16 protein-coding genes are annotated in these 19447 nt (G+C 48.4%); 2 read left to right on the top strand and 14 right to left on the bottom strand.

Annotation, left to right across the window (positions count from 1 at the left end):
• Nucleotides 1–18: 18 nt before the first annotated feature.
• The 8 genes from ACFPK9_RS03795 to ACFPK9_RS03760 all read right to left on the bottom strand — a co-directional run bounded on the left by ACFPK9_RS03795 (nt 19) and on the right by ACFPK9_RS03760 (nt 8023).
• Nucleotides 19–285 (bottom strand): DUF167 domain-containing protein, encoded by a 267-nt coding sequence (locus ACFPK9_RS03795; protein ID WP_377093337.1) that lies wholly within the window; start codon nt 283–285, stop codon nt 19–21.
• Between the two features lie 139 nt (nt 286–424).
• The gene (locus ACFPK9_RS03790) at nt 425–991 is read right to left on the bottom strand and encodes a hypothetical protein (protein WP_377093336.1); all 567 of its coding nucleotides are present in this window, start codon (nt 989–991) and stop codon (nt 425–427) included.
• 62 nt (nt 992–1053) lie between these two features.
• The gene (gene gatB / locus ACFPK9_RS03785; RefSeq protein WP_377093335.1) at nt 1054–2517 is read right to left on the bottom strand and encodes an Asp-tRNA(Asn)/Glu-tRNA(Gln) amidotransferase subunit GatB; all 1464 of its coding nucleotides are present in this window, start codon (nt 2515–2517) and stop codon (nt 1054–1056) included.
• A 66-nt stretch (nt 2518–2583) separates the two neighbouring features.
• Nucleotides 2584–3390, bottom strand: a complete 807-nt coding sequence (locus tag ACFPK9_RS03780) for a hypothetical protein (RefSeq protein ID WP_377093334.1) — start codon at nt 3388–3390, stop codon at nt 2584–2586.
• A 170-nt stretch (nt 3391–3560) separates the two neighbouring features.
• A complete protein-coding gene (gene aroC, locus ACFPK9_RS03775; RefSeq protein WP_377093332.1) occupies nt 3561–4649 on the bottom strand; it encodes a chorismate synthase in 1089 nt (362 codons plus the stop codon).
• Between the two features lie 62 nt (nt 4650–4711).
• Nucleotides 4712–6535, bottom strand: coding sequence for a serine/threonine-protein kinase (locus tag ACFPK9_RS03770; RefSeq protein ID WP_377093331.1), 1824 nt, complete (start codon nt 6533–6535; stop codon nt 4712–4714).
• Nucleotides 6536–6537: 2 nt separating this feature from the next.
• A complete protein-coding gene (locus ACFPK9_RS03765; protein ID WP_377093330.1) occupies nt 6538–7125 on the bottom strand; it encodes an RNA polymerase sigma factor in 588 nt (195 codons plus the stop codon).
• Nucleotides 7126–7225: 100 nt separating this feature from the next.
• Nucleotides 7226–8023, bottom strand: a complete 798-nt coding sequence (locus ACFPK9_RS03760; RefSeq protein WP_377093328.1) for a 3-keto-disaccharide hydrolase — start codon at nt 8021–8023, stop codon at nt 7226–7228.
• Between the two features lie 257 nt (nt 8024–8280).
• Here ACFPK9_RS03760 and ACFPK9_RS03755 point away from each other — a divergent pair, with 257 nt between their 5' ends.
• Both ACFPK9_RS03755 and fabG read left to right on the top strand, forming a co-directional pair.
• Nucleotides 8281–10284: a glycosyltransferase gene (locus tag ACFPK9_RS03755; protein ID WP_377093326.1), complete on the top strand. Its 2004-nt coding sequence runs from the start codon at nt 8281–8283 to the stop codon at nt 10282–10284.
• A gap of 60 nt (nt 10285–10344) precedes the next feature.
• On the top strand, nt 10345–11091 hold the full coding sequence (gene fabG / locus ACFPK9_RS03750; RefSeq protein WP_377093324.1) for a 3-oxoacyl-[acyl-carrier-protein] reductase: 747 nt from the start codon (nt 10345–10347) through the stop codon (nt 11089–11091).
• Between the two features lie 37 nt (nt 11092–11128).
• On the opposite strand, the gene ACFPK9_RS03745 is transcribed toward fabG, so the two are convergent.
• From ACFPK9_RS03745 to ACFPK9_RS03720, 6 genes are all read right to left on the bottom strand, one after another.
• Complete coding sequence (locus ACFPK9_RS03745) at nt 11129–12481, bottom strand: IS5 family transposase (RefSeq protein WP_377096537.1); 1353 nt, start codon at nt 12479–12481, stop codon at nt 11129–11131.
• Nucleotides 12482–12649: 168 nt separating this feature from the next.
• Complete coding sequence (locus tag ACFPK9_RS03740) at nt 12650–14455, bottom strand: PhnE/PtxC family ABC transporter permease (protein ID WP_377093323.1); 1806 nt, start codon at nt 14453–14455, stop codon at nt 12650–12652.
• Nucleotides 14448–15194 carry a phosphonate ABC transporter ATP-binding protein gene (locus ACFPK9_RS03735; protein WP_377093321.1) on the bottom strand — a complete coding sequence of 249 codons (747 nt, stop codon included), beginning with the start codon at nt 15192–15194 and terminating at the stop codon, nt 14448–14450. Before ACFPK9_RS03735 ends, ACFPK9_RS03740 begins: the two co-directional genes overlap by 8 nt.
• Nucleotides 15195–15247: 53 nt before the next feature.
• On the bottom strand, nt 15248–16150 hold the full coding sequence (locus tag ACFPK9_RS03730; protein WP_377093320.1) for a putative selenate ABC transporter substrate-binding protein: 903 nt from the start codon (nt 16148–16150) through the stop codon (nt 15248–15250).
• A 190-nt stretch (nt 16151–16340) separates the two neighbouring features.
• On the bottom strand, nt 16341–16772 hold the full coding sequence (locus tag ACFPK9_RS03725) for an exosortase system-associated protein, TIGR04073 family (RefSeq protein WP_377093319.1): 432 nt from the start codon (nt 16770–16772) through the stop codon (nt 16341–16343).
• Nucleotides 16773–16863: 91 nt separating this feature from the next.
• Nucleotides 16864–19104, bottom strand: coding sequence for a serine/threonine protein kinase (locus ACFPK9_RS03720; protein ID WP_377093318.1), 2241 nt, complete (start codon nt 19102–19104; stop codon nt 16864–16866).
• Nucleotides 19105–19447: the final 343 nt, after the last annotated feature.

Genomic DNA, 19447 nt, shown 5'->3' with positions numbered 1-19447 from the left:
AGAAGGTGTGAGAGAATTTTATTGGGTAGGCAATTTGTTTAGGATGTCGGTCATGGAATGCTCCTTGATTTCCACTGTTTTTCGCTGAGAGAGAGTTCCTGCAATAATTTCGATTTGACCAGCTGGTATTCCAAGTTCTTTGGATAAGAGTTTGACTACCACCTTATTCGCTTTTCCTTTCTCTGGCGCGGCTTGAACCTTCACCTTGAGGGCTTGTTCTAGCCAGCCAACGATTTCGTTGCGCGTAGAACCAGGAATGACTTTAAGTTGTATACGACACGCCATTAGTTGGATAAGTGTTTTTGCGCTATTGCACGGATTTGTGCCACTTTGTTCTATGGGGTAAGATGGAACTAGATCTAAAATAGGTGTGTTGTTCGTCGCTCAGAGAGGTGTTGAGGTCGCTGATTGGAAGCTTGCGAGCTTAAGCGTCTTCTTCTACAAGTTTAGGTTCGATGGGGGCATGTGCTAATGCTGAGAATGACGTGGAGCCTTGTTGGGCATCTGAAGATTCGCGGATGCGGATAGTCCAGCGGTAAGTGTCTTGGTCTTTGTAACCTAAATAATTGGCTAGGTCAGGAAGTCCTTGGGAACACTTGATGGTAGTTGTGTTAGTGCCGTTGTCGAATTTTCCTTGCTGGAAATTGAGTGTGTGAGGGTCGCCTACGACGGTTTGGTCGAGGTCGTTGAGGCTTTTATTTTTACAAAAGAGAGCGCGGAGTGAGCCTGAGGTACTGTCGGAGGCGAGGGTGATTGTGACGTATGGGAAGATCGTTCTTGTGGTGGGGTCTTCCTTCCAGTGGGTTTCAATCTTTTCGATACTCGCGAATTCTCCTTTCACAGGAAGGTTGTCAGCGTAACTGGGTTCGCGGGTGACCTCATAAGACTTGTAGAAGTAGCTGACGAAAAATGCAGCAATCGCAACAAGAAGAAGGACAGCCACAACGATCGAAAGTTTCTCAAGCAGGCTGTTAGGAGTTTTTTTTGCCATAGGAGTTATGAGGATAGAGAAAAAAGGCGCGCCTTGCGAGCACGCCTTTTTACATGGTGAAATTAGAGTCCGAGTTTTGAGCGGACGAGGTCGGTTGCCATTTTCGGGTTCGCTTTTCCTTTGGAGGCTTTCATGACTTGGCCAGTGAACCAGTTGGCAGCTTTGGCGTTACCGCCTTTGACTTCTGCTACTTTCTCTGGGTTCGCGGCGATGAGTTCATCGACGATACCTTCGATCTCGGAGTTGTCTGCTGGTTCGAAGCCTAGAGCTTTTGCGACCTCAGCGGCTTTTTTCTCTGGCTCGTCCCAGAGAACGCTGAAGACTTCTTTTGCCTGATTGTTAGAAATGGTTCCGGCTTCGATGAGAGCGACGAGCTCACCGAGTGATTCGGGCTTGAGTGGGTTGTCATCGATAGTGAGGAAGGTTTCGTTGAGCTTGCCGAGAACGGTGTTGATGATCCAGTTGGCGATTTTTTTACCAAACTTAGAACCTTTAGCTGCAGCTTCGAAGTAGTTTGCGAGGACTTGGTTACTGGTGAGGACTCCGGCATCGTATTCAGAAACCCCGTAGTCGGCGACAAAGCGGTCGCGTTTCTCGTGAGGAAGCTCGGGTACGTGAGGTCTCATTTTTTCTACGAGCTCCACAGTATTGACTGGAAGAAGGTCTGGCTCTGGGAAGTAGCGATAATCGTGAGAGTCTTCCTTAATGCGCATGACGGATGTTTGGCCGGTGTTCGGATCCCAACGTAGTGTTGCTTGCACCTGTTCAATACCCATATCGAGCTCTTCGATCTGACGGTCTATTTCGTAATAAATGGAAGAACGGACAGCTGAAATTGAGTTAAGGTTTTTGATCTCGAGTTTGGTGCCGAGTTCGTCGGTGCCTTTCTTGCGCACGGAGATGTTTACGTCGCAACGCATTTGGCCCTTTTCCATATCGGCGTCAGAGATTTTACCGTATTGGAGTATCTGCTGGAGTGACTTGAGGTAGGCGTAGGCTTCTTCTGCGCAATCAATGTCTGGCTCGGTGACGATCTCCATGAGAGGAGTTCCGGCGCGGTTGTAGTCGATGGTAGAAGCGTTAGAAAGGTGAGTTGACTTGGCCACATCTTCTTCGAGGTGGATGCGGTTCATTTTGACGACTTTGCCTGGGTTCGGGATATTTTTCTGAGCGTCTTTGTGGTAAGCGAGGTCGTAGAGTGGGACGCCGCCGCCAGCGCAGAGGGGAAGGTCGAATTGGGTGAGCTGATAGTTCTTCGGCATGTCCGGGTAGAAGTAGTTCTTTCGGTCCCACTTGGACACTTCAGGAGTGGTGCAGTTGAGCAGCATGCCGGCGAGGATGGTTTGTTCGATGGCGTGTTTGTTGAGAACTGGGAGAGCCCCTGGGAGACCAAGGCAGACCGGGCAGACGTTGGTGTTAGGCTCGTGGCCGTATCCTGCGCGGCAGGAACAGAACATTTTACTCTCTGCGGTGATTTGGCAGTGAACTTCGAGGCCGATGGTTGCGATGTAGTCTTCTCTTGGCATGACTGGAAATGGTATGTTGGAAAATGGAATGAGGTGGGTGAGCACCTTCGTGATGTTGGAGATGGTCTAGCGGAGCTTGAGCGCATGTTCAATATCGATCTGAGCGATTGCATCATTCATAGCAGGATCTTTGAGTAAAGCGATGAAATCAGGGTGGGTGGCTACAGCAGCAGTGTCACCACTCTCGATACTTTGTTTGATTTCAGGAGAATGGAGGAAGGCTTTGAGCTTGGGTGATTGGAGGGTTAGAGCTATGGCTGGGTCTTGGCTGAGTTGCTGGATTTTTTCAGGGGCAGCGACTTGCATGATGACGAGCTTGGAGAGGTTTTGGCTGGCGGCGTTATTGAACGAAAGGAGGGAGGTGACTTGCTTGCTGACGGGGGAGTGCAAGATATCGTGTTTGAGTTTGGCGAGGTTGGGGAGTTCTTGGGGGGCTGCTTCAGTAGCTTGAGCGATCCAGTAGTCGATTTCTGCGCGGGTGCCCTTATCGACAAGTTTATTTAAACAGAGCAGGCAGATGGCGAATCCCATGGCAAAGCCAGTGATTAGCCCTGTTAGTCCAGAGGATTTTGAGCGTTGTTCCTCATTTTCGAAAGGGTTAGCAAAGAAGTCGGTGACTGTTTTAAGCAGGATAAAAGTGAGTATGGCGGCGGCGAGAGCACAGGCGTATTCACCGTGTTTAGGCATGCTAGGCCATTCTGTGAGTAGTGCAGGATAGCCAAAGGTATAACCGGCCCAAGCAGCTGCGAGTGTGCCAATGAGGCAGAGGAAACCGTACAGGAGTTTGAGAGCGCCCTTGGCAAAACCAAAAGCCGCGAAGGCGATGATCACCAGAAGGATCACGCCTGAGACTCCGATTTCACCAAAATTCATTAAGTTTGATGAAATATGAGTCTGCTTTCCGAGTCGATGTTAAAGAATGGGAAAGTGGTTTGAAATTAGGAATCCTAGGTGATTACCAGACGTGGCTGAGGCTGAGCGCGAGGCTTTTTTATCGAACCGAGTTTATGACTGCGTTTGAGTCCTAATGTAGATAGATGTAACTAGACGGTACCAGTCTGCGCGCGCTGGCGCAGGATGTGGTCTACTAGAGTGAGGTAGGCCATGGCTTCGACCATTGGTACGGCGCGTGGAAGGACGCAAGCATCGTGGCGGCCGCGGCCTTTGAGTTCTGTTTCTTTGTGATCGGTATCGACTGTTGGCTGCTCAGTCATGATGGTGGCAGTCGGTTTGAATGCGACGCGGAAGATGATGTTTTCTCCGTTAGAAATGCCGCCTTGTACACCGCCAGAGTTATTGGTCTTGGTGCGAACTTTCTTACCTTCCATGTAGAAGTGGTCGTTGTGCTCTGCACCAGTGAGCTGAGTTCCTTCGAAGCCTGAGCCTATTTCAAAGCCTTTAGTGGCGGGTATGGACATCATTGCTTTAGCGAGTTCCGCTTCAAGTTTGTCAAATACTGGAGCACCGAGTCCTGCTGGACAGTTACGAATGACACATTCAACAACACCGCCGACAGAATTACCTTGTCCACGCACTTCTTTGATCAGATCGATCATTGGCTCGACCATTTTAGGGTCTCCAGTACGCACGATGTTCGATTCGACATCATCAAATTGGACGGTGTTCGGGTCGACTTCAGCTTGGAGATGTTTGATAGATTTTACGTAAGCGATGACTTCGATACCTGGGCAGATAGAGTCGATGACCTTTTTTGCGACAGCTGCAGCTGCGACTCGACCGATTGTTTCGCGAGCAGATGCGCGCCCACCGCCATGCCATGCGCGAATGCCGTACTTGGCGTCATAGGTGTAGTCCGCGTGAGATGGACGGTACTTGTCCTTCATTTCGGTGTACGAAGATGGGCGTTGGTCCTTGTTGCGAACGAGTATACCAATAGGGGAACCGAGGGTTTTACCTTCGAAGACGCCGGAGAGAATTTCACAGACATCACCTTCTTTTCGAGGAGTCACGATGTCAGACTGGCCTGGACGGCGACGGTCTAGTTCTTTTTGGATTTCTTCCTGAGTGATTTCAAGAAGTGGGGGGCAGCCGTCGATATTGACTCCGACGCCGACGCCGTGAGATTCACCCCAAGTAGAAATTTTGAAAATTTGGCCAAGTGTGCTGGACATGCGGGCTTCCTATATGGGTTTGGCGGGAACTGCAAGTGTAAGAAAACTGAAAGGTTGGAGAGCTATTTGGCTGGTAGAGCTCTGTGGTAGTTGACCTTGAAGTCCTTCGGCATGTTGGCGCTGTAGCTGTGGCGGCGATTTAAGGGAGTGTCGTCAATAGTGATTTCCTTTAGCGGAAGTAGGCTCAGGAGATTATATTCGTATTTACGCTGTTGGTTCCAAATGAGTTGGAGCGTGGTTTTGAGGTTCCCATTGTTGCTGAGATCGAGCGTTTTGAGTTTTGGGTCGTATTCAAAGTAGATTGATTTCCTTTTGTTAATTTTCTTGAGTACATGGGCCAAAACTTCGGAAAAATCCCTAGGAGAGAGGTTTTGGGAGCACTGATCTAGGAAGTAAATAGGGAGGTTCGAGAAGCTTTCACTGATGGAGTTATAGATTTCAATACAGTCTGAGACATCCAAGGGTGTTTGTTTATCTGCATACTTTAGAGATAGCCGGTGAATAGCTTGATGTTTCTTTTGCGTACTGTCTTTGGAATATTTTGCGGCGATGTCAAATTTCTGGAGCGCGAAGGCCGAGAAGGCAACTCGCATGCGAGTAAGGTCGGTAGGCTTTTTTTGGTGTGAAGCGAGAGCTGTTTGGAGTGCTTTTTGGAACTGGAAGGCTCGCAAGTTTAAAAGATTCCCATCGATGAGGAGATCAGCTAGTTCACTATTTGCTTGATTGAGGGCTTGTTGTTCTTGGCGGTAGTCTTCGAGTGCAGTTTGTGCAATCGACTTGGCTTCTTCGGCTTGCAGCCTTTGCTGTTCAACTTCTGTGAGTGCCGCTTGCGTTTTATTTTTTTCACGCGTAATTTCCGAGATGTAGAAGCAGGTGAAGCCAATAAGCAGGGCTAGTAGAGTCGCAACGATGAGTGAGGGAGTCTTATTGCGACGAATGAATAGTTTAAGCTGGGTGAGGAAGGAGGATGACTCAGCCTCCAGTGCATATCCGCTTTGGAAATTTTCAATCTCAGTTTTTAGTTCTATCGCTGAGTTGTATCTATTTGAGGTTTTTTTATCGAGCGCTTTCTCTAGGACTGTGATGAGGCGGGTGGGTATCGATGGGTGATTTAATGGCTTTAGATTATTCGCTTGAGTGTTTTTTAGGAGATCATCTGGTGTGTCTCCTAGAAGTGGGCTTGAGCCTGTGAGCAGGAAATAGAGAAGAGCGCCGAGGCCAAATATATCGGCGGCGGGGTGTTTCTGATAATCTGGCTGCGTTTGCTCTGGAGCCATGTAGCCCGGTGAGCCTTTGATAAATCCGTGAGTGGTTTGAGCACGGTTGAGGTCTGCTATAGAATGTTCTGAAATGCTGCTAGAAATTCCCCAGTCACAGAGTTTGATTTGTTTGTATTCCCCGACATTTACATTCTGAGGTTTAAGGTCGAGGTGAAGAATGTCGTTGGCGTGGGCGTAGGCGACGGCATCGCAAAGCTGTCTGAAAATGTCGAGACGCTCAAATAGTGAAAGTGTGGGGTAGTCCTTGAGATAGGTTTCTAGATCTCGTCCAGACAGGAACTCCATGGTGAACCACGGTTTGCCATCGGTAATTCCGATGTCGTAAATTCTAATGATGTTAGAGTGTTCTAACAATGAAGTGGTTTGAACTTCACGGACGAAGTCGACGGCTTGTTCAAGGGTGAAGATGTCGTCCTTAATTTGCGCGAGAGCTACCGAACGAGAGCAATGCGTATCGTAGACCTTGTAGACATTTTTGATCGCACCTTCCGCGATAAATTCTTTGTCTATGTAGCGAGTTTCGCTAAGTAGGTCGATAGGGGTATCTACATCATCATAGAAGTCGATGAATTCGCGGGAAAGCTCGTCTGACTCGTCTGATTGCATCCTTATTCTAAATCTTGGCGCAAACGTGCGACTTCAATGATGAGGCGTTCTTTAATTCTGCTAACGACTCGATTGACTGTATTGCGTTTAATGTTGAAGCGCTCAGCGAGTTCATCGCTAGGAGTTCCTTTGAGGGATTCTCGGAAGATCTCGATATTTTTTTCGGCGAACTTTCCGCGTAGTGCGGTCATGGCCTGGAGAGTGATGAATGCTTTCCACTCCTCTTGCATGAGTTTCTCTAACTCAGGTGAGATTTCTTTGTTTGATTGATCGTCGCTTGTGAAGTAGAGCTCGACTCGTTCTTGTTGTTTGTGTTGTGAGGAAAGGTGATTGAATGCGGTGTTTCGAATCATAAGCCAGAGCCAGGAGCGGAATTTTCCTTTTTGAGAGTTGTAATCAAATGCAGGTAATTTCTGCCAAAGTTTGAGCAAGACATCTTGTTTGAGGTCGTTGATGTCGTGTTTTGGGATGCCTACTTTTGCGAGGACTACAGCGATGTAGCTGGCGTAAGTTTGGGTGAACGTTTCCCACGCTTGTTCATCTTTTTGATCTTGAAGACGCTGGATCAATGTGTGTCTGGTGGCATCCATAGCTAAGATTTAAATCAGTAAACACATGATGGGCAGACAAAAATAGCTCAGGCGTCAAGGCCGCTGAGCTATTTGAATGATTGTGCGTACTTTGAAAGCTTTACTGGGTGGCAGCGCCGCGTTTCGCTGGGCGTTTCTTTTTCTTTTTACCAGTGCTCATGTCTGGATCTCCCCATTTAGTGGAGCCTTCTGTTGCTGCAAGTTCTTTAATTTTCAGATCTTTGAAATGCACTAGGAATTTGCCACCTTTGTGAGCTTGCAGGGCGAGGATTCCATTGGCTGGAATTTTTGCATCAGGTTCTGTGTAATCGTGGGCGAGGATGCCGTTGATCCATGTTTTTATATTTTTGCCGTCGCAGATGATTTTGTAGGAATTCCAGCCATCGAACTGCTTGACGCTTTCTTTGAGTGATTCTTGATTTTGTGCTGTGACAAGTGCACCTCTGCGGTGTTCATCCCAAATATTTCCCCAGTATCCTAGTCCACCGTTGATTTGTTGTTTCGGGTGGGTCGGGCCGGCATCGATCTGATACCCTGTGACGTGCTTTCCTGCGTGGTGGCTACGCACCTGAACGCCAGAGTTTTTGAGAAGGTCATTTGGCGGGCCACCGTCGACGAGTTTGATTTTGAAGGTGAGTTCGAAGTTCTCATATTGTTTCTCAGAGACGAGCCAAGTATTGAATGGAACATTCTTTTTAAGACTACCACCAGTGATCGTTCCATCATGGACCGACCACCATGGTTTGTCTGCTTTTGTGAGTACCCAGCCATCGAGGGTTTCTCCATCGAAGAGAGATATGGCGTCTTCAGATGGGCTCATGTCCACGAGTTTGGATTCTGCGGCGAGGCACAAGGCTGCGGAGCCGATGAAGGCGGCGAAAATTGATTTCAGTTTCATAGTTCGTTTTTCGTCCAAGTTTAAGAGAACGTATACTATGGAGCCTATACCAAAATAATGGTGGCTAATTTACAGAATGTGTTTTTTTTGTATCCAATGGTGGATGGATCGGCGCGTGTGTTGGTGAAGACAAGTTTAGATGATTACCAAGAGCTTATCAGTTTATCTGGGGATGGAGTGTGTCGAAATAGTTTCAGCAGGGGGCTAGGCGAGGATGGCTGAATGAGTATAAGCGGAAGAGATTTAACCTTGAGCTAATGAGAATTGAATTTGTAAGCGACACTTTTCCTCCTGATATAAACGGTGTTGCGATGACACTTGGACGACTTACGCAATGTTTGAAAGAGCGCGGTCACTACGTTCATGTGATTCACACTGGAGAGCAATGTGAATCAGGACAGACAGTGAAACAAGCTGTGAGTCTCCCTGGCTATAAAGAAGTTCGAGTTGGTTTACCAAGTCCCATTAAACTGCGTAAACGCTGGAAGCGTAAGCGTCCTGATGCAATTTATGTGGCAACTGAAAGCCCGCTTGGGGTTTCGGCGATCAAGGCGGCGAAGGAAATGGGGATTCCTGTGGCGGCGGGATTTCACACAAATTTCCATCAGTATTTTAGTAAGTATAAAATTGCTAATATGGAGAAGCCAGCCATGAGCTATCTCAAGAATGTCCATGCTAAGGCGCATATGACGATGGCTCCATCGCAAGATGCTGTGAAGATGTTAGAGAAGGAAGGGTTCTCCAATGTGAAGTTGTTAGGCCGAGGGGTTGATGTAAACTTGTTCAATCCAGATAAGCGCAGTGCAGAGCTACGTGCTGAATGGGGAGCGAAAGGTGATTCGCCGGTTGTTATTATTGTGGGGCGTCTTGCTGCAGAGAAGAACCTCGATTTTGCCATGCAGCTGGTGGCAGAAATGAGCTTGGTTGAACCGAAGTTACAGGTTGTTGTAGTGGGCGATGGACCAATGCGCGAGGTGATGGAAGCGAAGCACGAAGGTGTGCACTTTGTCGGAGTGAAACAGGGGGAGGAACTTGCACGTTGCTATGCATCGGCAGATATTTTGCTTTTCCCATCCGAGACAGAAACTTTTGGCAATGTGCTGTTAGAAGGTATGGCGAGTGGTTTGGTGACGGTGAGTTATAATTATGCGGCGTCATCACTTTACATAGAACATGGAGAGAATGGTTTGCATGCGGCTTTTGGAGATGCCGAAGAGTTTCAGGAGTTGGCTGTTCAGTCTTTGAGTGTAGTTGGTGATGGGAGGATTGCAAAGAAGGCTATCGATTCGATTAAAGGGCAGAGTTGGGAAAAAGTGACCTCTGATTTTGAGAGGCACCTTGAGGAGATGATTTTGACTCAGCCTGTGACTCAGCGTCGTGTTAATAAACGCTGCCAGCTGAAGCTTCGGAGTTTGTTTATTTCCGACGTCCATCTTGGAACCTCGGATAGTAAGGCTAGAGAGGTGGTCGAGGTGCTTAAGGCGGTAAAGTGTGAACGCATTTATCTGAACGGAGATATTATTGACGGCTGGGCTCTGAGTCGTGGATCGAAGTGGAAAAAGTCGCATACTAAGGTGTTGCGATGCCTTCTCAAAAAGATGGAGAAAGAGGGAACGGAAGTGATTTATATACGTGGAAATCACGATGACTTCTTGGAGAAGATTTTACCTTTTGAAATAGGTGGTATCAAAATTGTCAAAGAGTGCGTCCACGAAGCTGTTGGAGGTGAACGCTACCTGGTTGTGCACGGTGATGGATTTGACAGCGTTTCGACGAATCACAAGTGGGTCGCGAATGTGGGGGCTGTCGGTTACGACTTCTTACTCCGAGTGAATCGTTTTTATAACTACTATCGTAGATGGAGAGGTAAGGATTATTTTTCTTTGAGCAAAGCGGTGAAAGCGAAGGTGAAGTCTGCTGTGAGTTTTGTGGATAGTTACGAAGAAAAGCTACAGGAGCTGGCGGTGTTACGGCAATGCCATGGGATCATTTGTGGTCACATTCACACTCCTGCGGATAAAATGATAGGTGACAGGCATTACCTTAACAGCGGGGACTGGGTAGAGACCTTGAGTTGTATTTTTGAACACAGTGATGGCAAGTTCGAGGTTGTGCATTATGACGACCTTCTTGGTAGGCTTGAGATCGAGCCTCGGGAGAACAGTGAAGCTACTGACGAGCTTGAGGAGCATCCATTTACCGCATTTTCAGAGAACTCTGATTTAGCGCAAGCTGCGGCAAAACAGGCTCTAGCTCACTAGAGTGAGCCGGGCGCTGCACTTCTGGCTTGGCAGTCTACTATATCCATGGGAAAGAAAGGCATGGCACGCTTTCAAGATAAAGTAGTAGTAGTGACCGGCGCAGGCCGTGGTATTGGTAAAGCGATCGCTCGCGCGTTTGCATCGGAAGGAGCAAAGGTAGCAGTGATCAGCCGGAGTGAGGGAAGTTGCCAAGGTGCAGCGGACGCGATCAACGAAGAATTTCCTGAATCGGCAAAAGCTTATGCAGTAGATGTAGCTGACTACGATGCTGTACAGGCTCTAGGCAAACAGATCATTGCTGACTTCGGTGGGATTAATGTTCTGGTTAACAATGCAGGCGTAACGCGTGATGGACTGCTGATGCGAATGAAGGATTCCGATTGGGATACAGTGCTCGACACAAATCTCAAGGGAGCGTTCAACACGGTGAAGGCATTTCAACGTAATCTGATGAAGGCGCAAGATCCGCGTATCATCAACCTAGCTTCTGTGATTGGTCTTATTGGAAATGCTGGACAAGCAAACTACGCAGCATCTAAGGCTGGCTTGATTGGATTCACTAAGTCAGTAGCCAAGGAACTTTCAGGTCGTAAGGTTTGCTGTAATGCGATTGCTCCAGGTTTCATTACAACTGATATGACCGATGAATTAGATGAGAAGCTCCGTGAAGGGATTCTCGCAAATATTCCGCTTAAAGAATTTGGTGAGACCGAAGATATTGCTAACCTAACACTCTTCCTCGCGAGCCCAGAAGCTCGTTACATCACTGGTCAAGTAGTTGCCTGTGACGGAGGAATGACGATGTAAGTAATTGTTATTAGTCCCACGTTAAAAATAGCATTTTTCAAGCGCATTGAAGCTCCGGTCTGTGGCTGGAGCTTTTTTGCGGAAAGATTGTACTGAGGATTTTGAGCAAAAAAGTGGCGAACCACTTGAGCAGAAGGCGCATATTGTGGCCTGCGCCACACAGAACTGCATTGATCTTATCTCCATCCTTGCCGTGGAGGTAATTGCGTCCTAGGTGACCGTCGGTTTTCATGTGTCCGATGACTGGTTCGACCGCGGAGCGTCGCCGAAGCTCTCTTTTGATCTCGGGGGTCACGCCACGGATTTGTCCGCTGCGAAAAACTGCGCGCTTGTCTGGGTAGTCGTGACCGACATAGCCTTTATCCACGTAGATGCGTTCGGGTTTGATGCCGCTGATGGCTCGGGTTGCCTGAATGACCCGATTAAGGGTATGGCCGTCGTAAGGCCGGCCTTCGATGGCTTCGCTGTGCAGGACGAACAGCCCGCCTGCAGAGCGTTCCATCGGTGTGATCACCGAAACTTTGATGCCAAATTCGTAGGGTTTGTGCGCCTTGCCTTTGGCGATGCATTCAACCTCCGGGGCGTGCCAGCTGTAGATCTTCACCTTGTCGCGCGGCTTCTGCGTGCGGATGAGGAAGGCTTTGTAAAATGGTAGGCGAAAGGTCTCTTCAAGGCCCGCGTTGCCATTGATTTTGCGGGCGATGTCGCGCTCCACGCGGCCAAGACGTCCCTTGAGTTTTTTGAGAGTCTTACGCATGCGTTTGAACTGTTTGGCATGGGCGTAGCGACCAGCCATGATGGCGAGTCGCTTGGCCTCCTTCGCGTAAGATTGGCGCAGTTTGATGCCGTGGAGTTTTGCCATTTTGACAAGCTCTGTGAGTCCGCGCAAAGCGAGCTTGGCATCGGTGGGATGAGTGACGTTCTTGGGCTGGACGGTGGTGTCGACGATGACCTTGCTCAGGCTTTCAATGTCCAGGGCTCCTGTTTGATGCGCAACTCGTAGCAGTTCACTGATGAGGGTTTCGAGTTTCTTATCACCGATGCGTTTGCGCCAATGGGTCATGGAGCTGCGCTCGATCGGGAAGCGGTGCTGGAAATATTTTTCACCACAAAAGAGTTGGAAGTAGGGATTCTCTTTCCACTGTCGACAGACTTCTTCGTCAGAGAGAGCCTTGGCATGTTTGAGTAGATGCAGGCCAACCATGAGTCGGGTGGGAATGGCGGCGCGCCCCGTGGTCGAGTACAATTCGCAGAGTTGTCCGTCGAGCCAGTCCCAGTCGATTTTCGCTGCTAAGACGACGAGCTCGTGGGTCGGGTCAAGAATATCGATGAGCAGAGGTTGGAACAGGTGGGCGGTTTCAGGTTGATTGGAATGCTTTGGTGGGCGCATACTGTTAGAAAAATCTAGAAGGTTTACGCGCTGAGAAGGCGATTTCTTGTAGATCATTTAAAGAAAAAAGCGTGCTGGATAAGAGCACGCTTAGGATTGAATGATTTTAACGGGGGACTTATTAGAACAATTTATACTCCAACTTGGCGCAGGCTGGGTTGGAGTTTTTTATGCTTTCTTAAGTTGTGCTCTGAGGGTGACTGAGAGGATGTCGCTGAGGAAAATCACAATGGTTCCTAAGAGAATGAAGAACAGCATGCTGTCGTAGCGGAGAAATGCAGCTTCTTGGCTGATGTAATAACCGAGTGAGCTGAGGCTGAGCATGCCGAGGATGGTGGACTCGCGCACGCAGGTTTCCCATCGATAAAAGATGAAAAGGATTTGTCTGTTGAAGCTAGTGGGGAGAATGCCACAGAGGTAGGACTGCATCCGAGAGCCGCCGCGGACGATGATTTGTTTGGCGGGGCGCTCATCGTGGTTTTCACTGACTTCAGCCCAGAGCCGTCCGAGGATTCCAAAGTTATGAATGGCGAGTGCGAAGATCAGTGGCCATGCGTGTGCGCCGAGTATGCCGATGAGTAGGAAGGCGAGAATGTATTCTGGAATAGAGCGGGCGATGAGGAAAAGAAGCCGCATGGTGAAGCCCCAGGCATTCCACATGAGTGTGATAGCGGGGTTGGTTAGTGCTTTTTTGATACCGAATGGAATACTTGTAGAGATGTTCCGGCTCGCCCATGGGACGAGGGTGTAGCCAAATATTGCAGCGAGCAGGAGTGCTGTGGTAGCAATGATGAGGGTGTTTTTGAGTGCAAGAGCACCGCTGGAACTCCACAGGTTTTCTAGCCACGGAAGAGCGTCGGGCCATTGGCCTGTAGCTTGGACTGGGGATGGAATAAGCTGGGTGAGAAAGTCCTGTGTGCGGTCCCAGCGACTAAGGTGAGAATGGTATTGGTCGAGGTTAGCTCCGCAAAACCAAGAGAGGATTACAGCAATAGCCAAGGCTGAGAAAATGTAGGGAAGGCTCTTCCATTTCGGTCGTGCGCGCTTGAGTGAGGAAATCGTTAGGTTTTCTACTGCGGTATTTGAAATGGGAGCACGTTGGATACGTTTTCTTACGTAGGAGCCGAGAATGTCGAAGAGCATGACTGTGAAAACGAGTAGGTAGAGTTCAGTCCAGACTTCATTGTAATAGGTATTTTCGTAGGATTGGTAGATGCTGAGTCCGATGGTTTCAATGCCGATGAATCCGAGCACCGCTGAGGAGCGGATAGCGCATTCTAAGCGGTACATGGTGTAGGTGACGAGATCGGGGAGAGCCTGTGGGAGGCGTGCTCCAAAAAATGCTTGGAGGCTGTTGCCACCTGTGAGTCGGATCTGTTTGCTGTTAGAATCATCTTGTTCATCGATGAGTTCTGAGAAGACTTTTGCCAATGTTCCGGTGAATGGCAGCGCGAGGGCGATACAGGCAGTAATGGGGGAGTCCCCGAGAAATGCGAGGAAGAGTAGAACCCAGATCAGCTCATGGATCGAGCGCATGAAGGTGATGAGTGCTCTGATGTTAGTTTTCAGTACGAATAGAAAACCTCTAACAAGGGGAATGAGGTAGGAACGTGAACGTTGACGTTTGAGTGGCCACCACGCGCTTGAGCAAAAGAATCCAAGAGTGAGTCCTGCGGGGACTGCGATGGACATGGCTATAAAGGCATAGCGCAGTGTGGTAAGTATGCCTTCGAGGATCCTATGAAGGAAAGGAGGTGTATCAGCTGGCAAGCTGGGGTTTTGGTCGCTGAGAGCGGGTTGAAATGCTGCTGATAGAAAATGTTTAGCAGCTGAGATTGGGTCGGCGCTCGGTGGGAGTTTGATGAAATCTAGTCCCAGTTGAGCGAGGCAATAAAGAAATAGAATCAGAGTGCTGAGCAGAATCGCACGTCTCCAAGACCATAGCGGTTGGCGTATGGAGTGGGATCTAGTCATTGTCTAATGAATAGAGCTGCTTGAAATCCTGTTCTGTGAAGGCTTCTGATTTGCCGTCGAATAGGATTTTCCCATTACGCATACCAACAATCCTAGGGAAGAAGCGTTTTGCATATTCCAGGTTGTGCAGTGAGCAAAGTAAGGTGACTTTGTTTTTTTCTGCGAGAGAGGTGAGGCACTGCAGAAGCGAATGAGCGCGTGATGGGTCGACAGCTGATACTGGTTCATCTGCTAGGATGACTGAGGCTTGCTGATAGAGTGCACGTGCGATGGCGACGCGTTGTTGCTGGCCGCCCGACAGTGAATCGGTGCGATGAAATAATTTTTCTGGAATTCCAACTTCCTTGAGGATCGAGAGGATTTTTTCTAATTCGATTTTTGGGGTGAGAAGTTGGTGGCGTAGTGTTTGCCAGGTGCTGCGAGTTCCGACTTTTCCTAGAAGAACGTTCTGACTAACTTTAATATTAGGAACCAGAGCAAGGTCTTGAGGTATATAGGCTATTGCACATCGGAGTTGCTGAAGCTGCTTGCTGCTGAGTTGGGAGGTTTCTGAATTTTCTAATATGACTGAGCCAGAATCTAGTAGATATTCGCTGGCAATCGTTTTGAGTAGCGAGCTTTTTCCTGATCCAGATGGGCCAATGAGAGCCACTTTTTCACCTTTATTGATTTGAAGGTCGCAGCCTAGGAGCACGTGTGTGCTGCCGAAACTGAGGTGGGCATTGGTGAGCTGAATCATCGAGACAAAAAAACCAAGGGACAGAGTAGCCCCTTGGTTGTATTAGAAAGAAATTACTTCTTAAAGTCGACTTTTTCCATGACGGAAGCGATGCCGTCAAATGTGGAATTCTCGACAGCTACGAGCTTTTCACGGCCGAGGGCAGCAAGTGCGGCATCGTCATCACATTCAATGAGTGCTGTTTGGAGTTTATCGATGAAGCCTTCGCCGAACTGTTCGTCGAGAATTGGGTGAGCAGTCATGTTGTAATCTGCATAAGTGGGAGTTTCCCAGATTACGACACATTTTGCTTCATCGATAGCACCGCTCGCAATGCCCTTTTCGTAGGTTTTAAAGTTGAGAGCGCCGACTTGGAATGTGCCAGCATTGACGAGTTCTGCAGTTTTGTCATGTGATCCTGAGAATCCGAATTCTTGAGTGAAGAATTCCTGTGGAGTCTGGCCTGATGACTCCATGATGAAATGGGTTGGCATGATACAGCCCGAGGTGGAGTTCTGAGAGCCGTAGGTGAATTTAAGGTCTTTGATCGCTATCGGGAATTCTTCGCTACGCGTGAGGCCTGTGGATGTGTTTGCGATGAAGTATGATTTAAAAGCGAGGTCAGCTTCACCTGCAACAATCGCTTTAGCGCCTTCTACTTGTTGGCGAGCTTGGACACCTGTGACTCCGCCAAACCATGCTAGTTGGATGTCACCGCCTGCAAACTTTTGAACTGAAGCTCCGTAGTTAGGGGATGCTACAAATTCAACTTGAATGCCGAGTTCCTTAGCGAGGTAGTCAGCGACTGGTTGAAAGCGTGCGTCTTGGGCAGTGGTGTCTTCATCTGGTATTGCTGAAAAACGTAATACCGCATTCGGTGACATGGCTGCATCTGTTTCTTCAGTAGATTTGTTGCAGGAGCTGAGAAGTGTGAGCGCTGCGCCACCGAGGAGGGCGCTTGAAATGATTGTTTTCATAGAGTTAGTTGGATCTGTTAGTTCAAGTCGTACATTGATGATATTATAAGATTCTCAGTCTGACTCCTTTATTATCGGAGTCTAGCAGAAATTAGAGGCGGTTTAGTTACAAAGTATTCCTAGAAAGGCATAAAAAAACGCCCAGCTGGAAGGCTGAGCGTTTTTTGAAAAGTTGGTGATCGATATGACCTTAGTAGCTCTGGCTACGTGAGTGGTTGAAGTATGTCTCGAAACCAAGCTCAGGTGGGAACTCAGAAAGACCTTCATGGACGTTCATTTCGATGCGGTTGTCTTGTCCACACTTCATGTATGGCTGTTTGAATGTTCCGTGGAATGTTGGGCAGCGGAAAGTGAAGAGTTCATAGAAGCCATAACCGATACGGGAAAATGCGCGGCTTGTTCCATCGACTACGCCGTAGGAGTAACCAGCTTTACGTCCGTATTGGTCGCTCTTGCGAACGATTTGCTCAGGAATTTCAACAACTCCGTAGAGGATGTTAGAAATTGCACGGCCGAGTTTGCGGCCAGATGTGTAGTTGGAGCCTGGAGGTGCGTGGAAATCTGCATGAGCGCAGGTCACGGACAGGAGAACAGCAGTTGCGGAAAGTAGGATTTTTCTCATGTTGTTTGTATAGTGGACTGAGATTGAGTGGGATGACAATCGTAAAAATTATAAAATCACAGATAAGTTAATAAGTTTGGTTGGAGTGTGTCTATTTTTTGAGCTTTTTGAGACCACGCCCTGCCAGATCTCTAATGCGTTTCGAGTGGCTGGAGTCTAGGTAACTGTTGAGAATGATCACAGACCATGCTTGGTTTGCGCGTACGGCTTCGGTGATAATCCTGCTTTTCTGTGAATCAGTGTTAGCGTAGCCTGATAGAGTGACCCAGTAACTTTCAATTTCGTTAGGGTCATGTAAACGGTCTGCGCTGATTAACTCGGTTGCAGATTTCAGAATGCGTTCTTTCACGCTGGAGTTGTCTTCTTCTTCATAGGCGTCGATGAGAATATTAAAGGGCTCATCGTTTGGCCAATCGGCAAATGCCGTAGCTGCAGCAATACGTTCTTGGGATTGTTGGCTCTTAAGATTGCTGGTGAGCTTGTTAAGAGCTGCATCGCTACCAGTGGTTCCGAGCAGACGGATCATGGTGAGCTTGTAATTACTATCAAGACTCGCGTCGAACGCACCAATAAGCTGATCTGCTAGAGTATTCTTGCGGCGACTGTTTGAAATAATCTTTTTCAGAGCGCGCTCGGCAGCTTGGTTGATAGTGGAATCAGTGGTTTCGGAGAGAATGTTGATAAAGGTTCCGAAGTCAGATTCTGAAGCGTTTTTACTAGCAGCTTCGAGAGCGAATCGGGCTGATGGTTCATCTGGATTATCGACAGCGAACTGAAGAAGCTCTTTCATAGCTTCTGGTTCGCCACGTTTGCCGATACAAATGACGAGGTTTTGTTTGTCTTCGCCAGTGAGGGTATTTGCACGGAGGAGTTCGAGTAGGATGGCGTCTGGCGAGTAATTGCCAACAGCTTTCGCTAGATAGAGTCGTCTGAATATTGCGTTACGATTCTTGATGTCACTCTCAGAGAGTGAATCGACTAAGAGTTGGAATTGTTTCTCGGTAGTAGGGAGATCCTTAGCTGTGAGATCGCTGACTTGTCCGACGAGGTCGTTGAATTCTTCAGCTTCCTTGCCAGAGGAACTTTGAACTACAAGGACGGCAACGAGGATAGCAACTGCGCCTGATAGGCCGCCGATAAGCATCTTCTTCTGCGAGCCGCTCAATCCTTGCGATGTTGGAGGTGCCGCTGGAGCGTCTTGTGTATTTTCAATTTCCTCTTCTGGAGTAGTTTGGGGTGCTGTATTTGTAGGGGCAGTGCTGACATTCGCATTGGGGGTTACTTGTGGTCTAGCAGGTTGGACTGCAGTGCTTCCGGTAACTGCTGATGCTGGGCGAACTGGTTGAGAAGATGTGAGTGTTTTATTTCCGCCTGGAGGTGAAATGCTCTGAGGTGAAGTTTTTGAGTCGACGGCACTAGCAGGCTTGTTGGCTTGTGCTGATGTGGCTGGAATGATGAGTTGTGGACCAGTGCGGAGTGAGGCTGCAGCTCCGCCTTGGGTAGCAGCAGCTTCGTCGGCAAGGTATTTTTCTAGAGCAACGCGCGCAGATTCTGGGCGGTCATTCATGTCGCGAGCGATATGCCACATAACCCAGTCACAGACCCATTGTGGAAGATCGGGGCGAAGTTCGTGGAGTGGCTGCACGGAGTTCTGCAAGTGGCTGGCCATTACTTGTGGAGCACTATCACCATTGAACGGGTAGGTGCCTGCTAGTGAATAATAATACATGGCCCCGAGTGAGTACATGTCTGTACGGCGGTCGAGCGGTGTGCGTTCGAATTGCTCGGGAGCCATGAAGAAAATTGAACCGAATACGGCATCACCGTGATCGATAGTCTGCAGTGAGGGTTTCGCTGAAAATTTAGCGAGACCAAAATCTACGAGTTTGACTTGGAATCTGCCAGAAGGGAGCCAACAGACCATGACGTTTGACGGTTTAAGATCACGGTGGACAAGGTCGAGGTCCTGTGCCGCAATCATTGCTTCTTGAGACTGGATGGCGACTTCACGGAAATCATCATAAGTGAGAGTTCCGCGTTCGACCATCTCATCGAGGGTCTTTCCGTTGATGAGCTCCATGACAACGTATGGGCCTTCTTTGTCCATACCTGCATCGTACACAGTACAGATGTGCGGGTGCTGCACTGAGGAGAGCGCGGTTGCCTCTTTAAGTAAGTTGCGAGTGGCTACATCTGAGTCTTCATAGCCTTCATCGGCTAAAACTCGTTTGATGGCAACTTCGCGGCGCAGTTGGGTGTCATATGCGCGGTACACGGCACCGACGCCGCCTTGACCAATTTTCCCTCTTATTTCGTAACGTTCGTCAGACATGATTGTGTGCAGATCACTTGGATACTTTAGTAAATCTCATGCCAAGGCAATGCAGAAATCCTGCATAATAAGAAAATCTTAAAAGTTAGATTTAATTGATGAAACACCTTGAGCTTGGTTGAGTGGATTCAACTTGTTGTGGAGGAACTAATTTGAGAGGAGTAGAGAATGGAATTTGGTGAAATTCAATGCCCAAGTTGTTTTGAATACTTTGAAATTGCACTTCCTGATAAATATCGAGAAGAGGAGGTTGCATTAGGCCGTGTGGACAAATTGATTAATCGTTGATTTATCAATGAAATCCGGCATTCTGCCGCTGGAAAATGAATAAATTTGCGACAGC

Source organism: Rubritalea spongiae (genome assembly GCF_042652385.1).
Lineage (GTDB): Bacteria > Verrucomicrobiota > Verrucomicrobiia > Verrucomicrobiales > Akkermansiaceae > Rubritalea > Rubritalea spongiae.
Note: the sequence above shows the minus strand (reverse complement) of the source record. Positions and strands in the feature narration are given on the sequence as shown.